Source organism: Dietzia sp. SLG310A2-38A2 (assembly GCF_014145095.1).
Lineage (GTDB): Bacteria > Actinomycetota > Actinomycetes > Mycobacteriales > Mycobacteriaceae > Dietzia.
Genome location: NZ_JAALDX010000010.1, coordinates 1 through 4,597 on the forward strand (window position 1 = coordinate 1; position 4,597 = coordinate 4,597).

At 69.7% G+C, this 4,597-nt stretch carries 4 protein-coding genes and 1 pseudogene; 1 reads left to right on the top strand and 4 read right to left on the bottom strand.

Annotation, left to right across the window (positions count from 1 at the left end; genetic code table 11):
- A pseudogene (locus tag G6027_RS00355) lies at positions 1-305 on the bottom strand (hypothetical protein); the annotation flags it as partial.
- Positions 302-763: an SRPBCC family protein gene (locus G6027_RS00360; protein ID WP_182634374.1), complete on the bottom strand. Its 462-nt coding sequence runs from the start codon at positions 761-763 to the stop codon at positions 302-304. The pseudogene G6027_RS00355 and the gene G6027_RS00360, both read right to left, overlap by 4 nt.
- Positions 764-907: 144 nt before the next feature.
- Here G6027_RS00360 and G6027_RS00365 point away from each other — a divergent pair, with 144 nt between their 5' ends.
- Positions 908-2,707 (top strand): long-chain fatty acid--CoA ligase, encoded by a 1,800-nt coding sequence (locus G6027_RS00365; protein ID WP_182634375.1) that lies wholly within the window; start codon positions 908-910, stop codon positions 2,705-2,707.
- Between the two features lie 30 nt (positions 2,708-2,737).
- Here G6027_RS00365 and G6027_RS00370 read toward each other — a convergent pair whose 3' ends face one another.
- Together G6027_RS00370 and G6027_RS00375 are read right to left on the bottom strand one after the other, a co-directional pair.
- Positions 2,738-3,871 carry a glycosyltransferase family 4 protein gene (locus G6027_RS00370; RefSeq protein ID WP_182634377.1) on the bottom strand — a complete coding sequence of 378 codons (1,134 nt, stop codon included), beginning with the start codon at positions 3,869-3,871 and terminating at the stop codon, positions 2,738-2,740.
- A 52-nt stretch (positions 3,872-3,923) separates the two neighbouring features.
- Positions 3,924-4,597: NlpC/P60 family protein (locus tag G6027_RS00375; RefSeq protein ID WP_182634379.1), on the bottom strand; the 674-nt coding region annotated here is incomplete at its 5' end.

Consider the following 4,597-nt stretch of genomic DNA (forward strand, 5'->3'; position numbering starts at 1 on the left):
CGCCGGGCGTACTCCCATCCCAGGACCGAGGCGAGGGGGGCGTCCACTCCGGCGGCGAGCGCCGCGAGCACCTCATCGTCCGGGTCCACCGCACCGGACCTGTACGCCTCGAGTCTCGCGGGGGCGTCGTCCGCGCGGACCTCCACGGGCCCCTCGTCGGTGGTGTCCAGCCGCGGATCCACCGCGCCGGGGTCCCCGGTCAGGATCAGAGCGGTTCCACCGGCGTCCAGCAGGAACCCCGCGGTCGCCTGCGACCTGGCCGTGGGGTCGCCCCCCATGACGATCGCGACCCTGGCGCCGGTCACCGTGACTCGGTCCGGCGCTTGAGTTCGCTCAGCGCCTCGGAGAGGATCCGTCGTTCGGCCCGGTTGCGGAGCCGGCCGATCACCGGCACCACGAGTTCTATCTCCAGCTCGTAATCGACCCGGGTGCCGCCCTCGACCGGCTCGAGACGATAGGAGCCCTTCTGTGCGCGTTGGAGCGCCGAGCTCTCCAACCTCCACTCCACGACCCTGTGGTCCGCAGACCAGGAGTAGTCGAGGACGTAGTCGTCGACGATCGCCCCGGCCTCCAGGGCAAAACGGACGCGGTCGGGCCGACCGTCGGCGCCGACGGACAAGACCTCGGCGACCCGGATCGACGTCGACCATTCCGGATACGCGCCGAAGTCCGAGATGACGGCCATCACGTCCTCGACCGTCGCGTCGATCACCGTGGAGTCGCTGGTCGGCCACACCTCGGGGGCGCCGTTGTCCTCGCTCATATCCCCCAGCTTCACATATCTCCGGCCGGGATGCGCTCTTCGGCCGATGCCCGGGCACACGGGTGACGTGGCTGCCGTCCGGCCCCGGGGATAGTGTGTCCTCACTGCGATTAGACCATCAATCGTCTCCACCAGGAGGACCCTTTGCGCGAATACGTCGCCGCCCCCGCCACTTTCACCGTTCCCGAGGACTGGTCCTGTGCCCAGGCGGCCTACGACCGCGCGGAGCGGACCCCGGACAACGTGGCGTTTCAGCGGCCGGTCGACGGTCGGTGGACGGATGTCACCAACCGGGAGTTCGCCGAGACGGTCCGCGTCATGGGTCGGGGTCTGGTCGCCAGGGGAATCGAGGCCGGGGACAGGGTCGCCCTCCTGTGCTCGACGCGGTACGAGTGGAACGTCATCGACTTCGCGATCTGGGCCGCCGGCGCCGTGACGGTGCCCGTGTACGACAGCTCCTCCGCCGAACAGATCCGCTGGATCATGGAGGACTCGGGCGCCCGGCTCGTCATCGTCGAGAAGGAGACCCACGCCGCCACAACCCGCGAGGGGATCACCGGACTGGAGGGGGCCCCCGACGTCCTCGTGATCGACGGCGACACCCCGGCGCTGGAGTCCCTCGCCGCGGGGGCGTCCGATGTGGCTGACGCGGTACTCGACGAACGGCGCGCAGGGGTGACCGCCGACTCCCCCGCGACGCTGATCTACACCTCCGGCACCACCGGACGACCCAAGGGGTGCATGCTCACCCACCGCAACTTCATGTCCGAGGCCCTCGCGGTCCTCGAGACCCCGTTCAACCAGTATCTCCGCCAGGACGCGACCACCGTCATGTTCCTGCCCCTGGCCCACGTGCTGGCCCGCGCCATCACCTACGCCGGGTTCCACGCGGGTGTCCGCATCGCGCACTCGTCGGACCTGACCAATCTCGTGGACACGTTCTCGGAGATGCAGCCGCACTACATCCTGGCCGTCCCGCGTGTGTTCCAGAAGGTCTTCAACAAAGCACAGGCCACCGCCCAGGACGGCGGCACCGTCAAGGCCTGGATGTTCGACAAGGCCACCGACACCGCGGTCGCGTACTCCAAGGCCAACCGCAGCGGGCGGGTCGGGCCGCTGCTCAGGCTGCGCCACGCCGTGTTCGCCAAGCTCGTCTACGCCAAGCTCGTCGCGGCACTGGGCGGACAGTGCGAGATCGCCATCTCCGGGGGCGCCCCGCTGGGTGAGCGCCTGACGCACTTCTTCGACGGCATCGGTGTCAACATCTTCGAGGGTTACGGCCTCACGGAGACCTGCGCAGCGATCGCGGTCAACACCCCCGGTCAGATGCGAATCGGCACCGTCGGCCAGCCGCTTCCCGGGTGTGCGGTCCGGATCGCACCGGACGGTGAGGTCGAGGTGAGCGGCCCGGTGGTGACCTCCGGCTACTGGCGCAACGAGCGCGCCACCGCCGAGGCGTTCTCCGACGGGTGGTTCCGGACCGGAGACCTGGGGTCGCTGGACGAGGACGGTTACCTGACCATCACCGGTCGCAAGAAGGAGATCATCGTCACCGCCGGGGGCAAGAACGTCGCCCCGAGCCAGCTCGAGGACGCGCTCCGGGCGGACCCGCTCGTCGCCGAGGCGGTGTGCGTGGGCGACGGCAAGCCGTTCATCTCGGTGCTGCTCACCCTCGACCCGGAGGCGCTGGAGCGGTGGAAGGCCCACCACGGCAAGACCGGCTCGCTGTACGAGCTCCTCCGGGACGCGGACATGATCGAGCATCTCGACCAGGCGCTGTCCCGGGCCAACCGGACCGTCTCCCACTCGGAGGCGATCAAGAAGTACCACGTGCTGCCCGATCAGTTCACCGAGGAGACCGGGGAGCTCACCGCCTCGCTCAAGGTCAAGCGGAACGTGGTGCACCAGAAGTTCGCGGCCCAGATCGAGGACCTCTACGTCTGACACACGGCCGGGTCGGGGTTCGAGCCGGGGCTAGTCGCCGGAGAGCACCCGCCGCATGTCGCGCGCCAGGTCCTCCCAGCGCCACGACTCGAGAACCCAGGTGCGTCCGCGGACGCCCATCGCGGAGGCTCGTGGCCGGTCCGAGAGCAGACCGGCCACGGCCTCGACGATCTCGCCGTCCGAGGTACCGTCCACCACGAGACCGGTATTCCCGTCCAAGACGGTTTCCGGGGCACCACCACTCCGGCCGGCCACCACGGGGACACCGCAGGCAGAGGCCTCCAGGTACACGATCCCCAGACCCTCCACGTCCAGTCCCCCACCCCGGGTGCGACACGGCATGGCGAACACGTCCGCCATCCGGTGGTGGTCGACGATCTCGTCCGCCGGGATCCGACCGGTGAAGATCACCCGGTCGGACACACCGTGTCTGCGGGCCAGACCCTCCAGCGTGCGACGGTACGGACCACCACCGACGACGACGAGGACCGCTCCCGGAACGCGGCGGGCGATCTCGGGCAACGAGCGGATGAGCGCGTCCTGACCCTTGCGTGGGACGAGTCGTGAGAGACACACGATCACCTCCCGGTCCGCCACCCCGTAGCGCTCCCGGATCGCCTTACGCCGCACGGGATCGGGTCGGAATCTGTCCGTGTCGACCCCACCTGGCTGGCGCACGAGCCGGGCGTGTGGGCCGAACGCCGCCGCGAAGCGACGTCTCGTGTAGTCACTCACATAGGTGACGGCGTCCGTGGACTCACCGATCAGCCTGAGCACCTGGCGCGAACCCGGTAGCATCGACCACCCCACCTCGTGACCGTGGGTGCTCGCGACGATGCGGTTGACGGGGCCCTCCCGGAGGACGGGCGCCATCGCGGCCAGCGGCGCAGCCGCACCGAACCACACCGTGCTCGCCCCGAAGTCCGACGCGAGCCTCCGGGCACGCACCGCGAGTTCCGGCGTGGGCAGGAGCATCTCCGTCGGCACCCTCTCGACCAGGTAGGGACGGGAGTCGTCGTAATCGGTCGAGTCGCTGCCACGGAAGGTCGAGGCGAGGACCGCCACATCCTCAGGATCGAGATGCGCCAGATAGGTCTCCAGGTACGACTGGATGCCGCCGGGTCGCGGCGGGTAGTCGTTGGTGATCAGCAGGGTCTTCGTCATCACGTCCGAGACTGCCACAAAGTCCGGGTATCTCCCGCCCGGCGTCCCCGCGTCAGTACCGACGGATCCCGCTGATCGGCATCGCGTCGACCTTCTCGAGTTTGACCGGGACCCCGTAGGTCGGTGCGTGCAGCACCAGTCCGTCGCCGGCGTACATGCCGACGTGCGTTGCCCCCGGGTAGTAGATGACGAGGTCGCCCGGTTGGATGTCGGCCATCGCGACGGCCGCGCCCGACACCGCCTGCGCCTGACTCGACCGCGGGAGCGTCTTTCCCTCCTGCGCGTACGCCCACACCATGAGGCCCGAGCAGTCGAACTCGGCCGCGCCGGTCGCACCCCAGGAGTACGGGGCACCGAGCCGGGTGAGAGCCACGTTCAGCGCCGCCGTGTTGACGCCGTCGACCGCCGGGGCGACATAGCCCAGGGGGGTCAGAGGGCCACCGGCCCAGAGAGCACGCTGCGCGTCCGAGAGAGCGTCGACGCGGCGTCTCACCTCGTCGATCCGCACCGTCATCTCCTCCGAGCGCCGATCCAGTTCATCCGCCCGACTCTGGGCGTCCCGGGCCGAGGCCCGGGCGACCTCCGAGGCCACGTCCGCGTCCCTGCGGAGACGGGCGGCTTCCGCCGAGGCCGCCCGCGAGGCGTCCAGTGCGCTGGTGGTGGTGCCGGAGAGCCGCTGGAGGGTTCCGAGCCGGTCGACCAGGTCGCGAGGACTCTCGGCGAGTA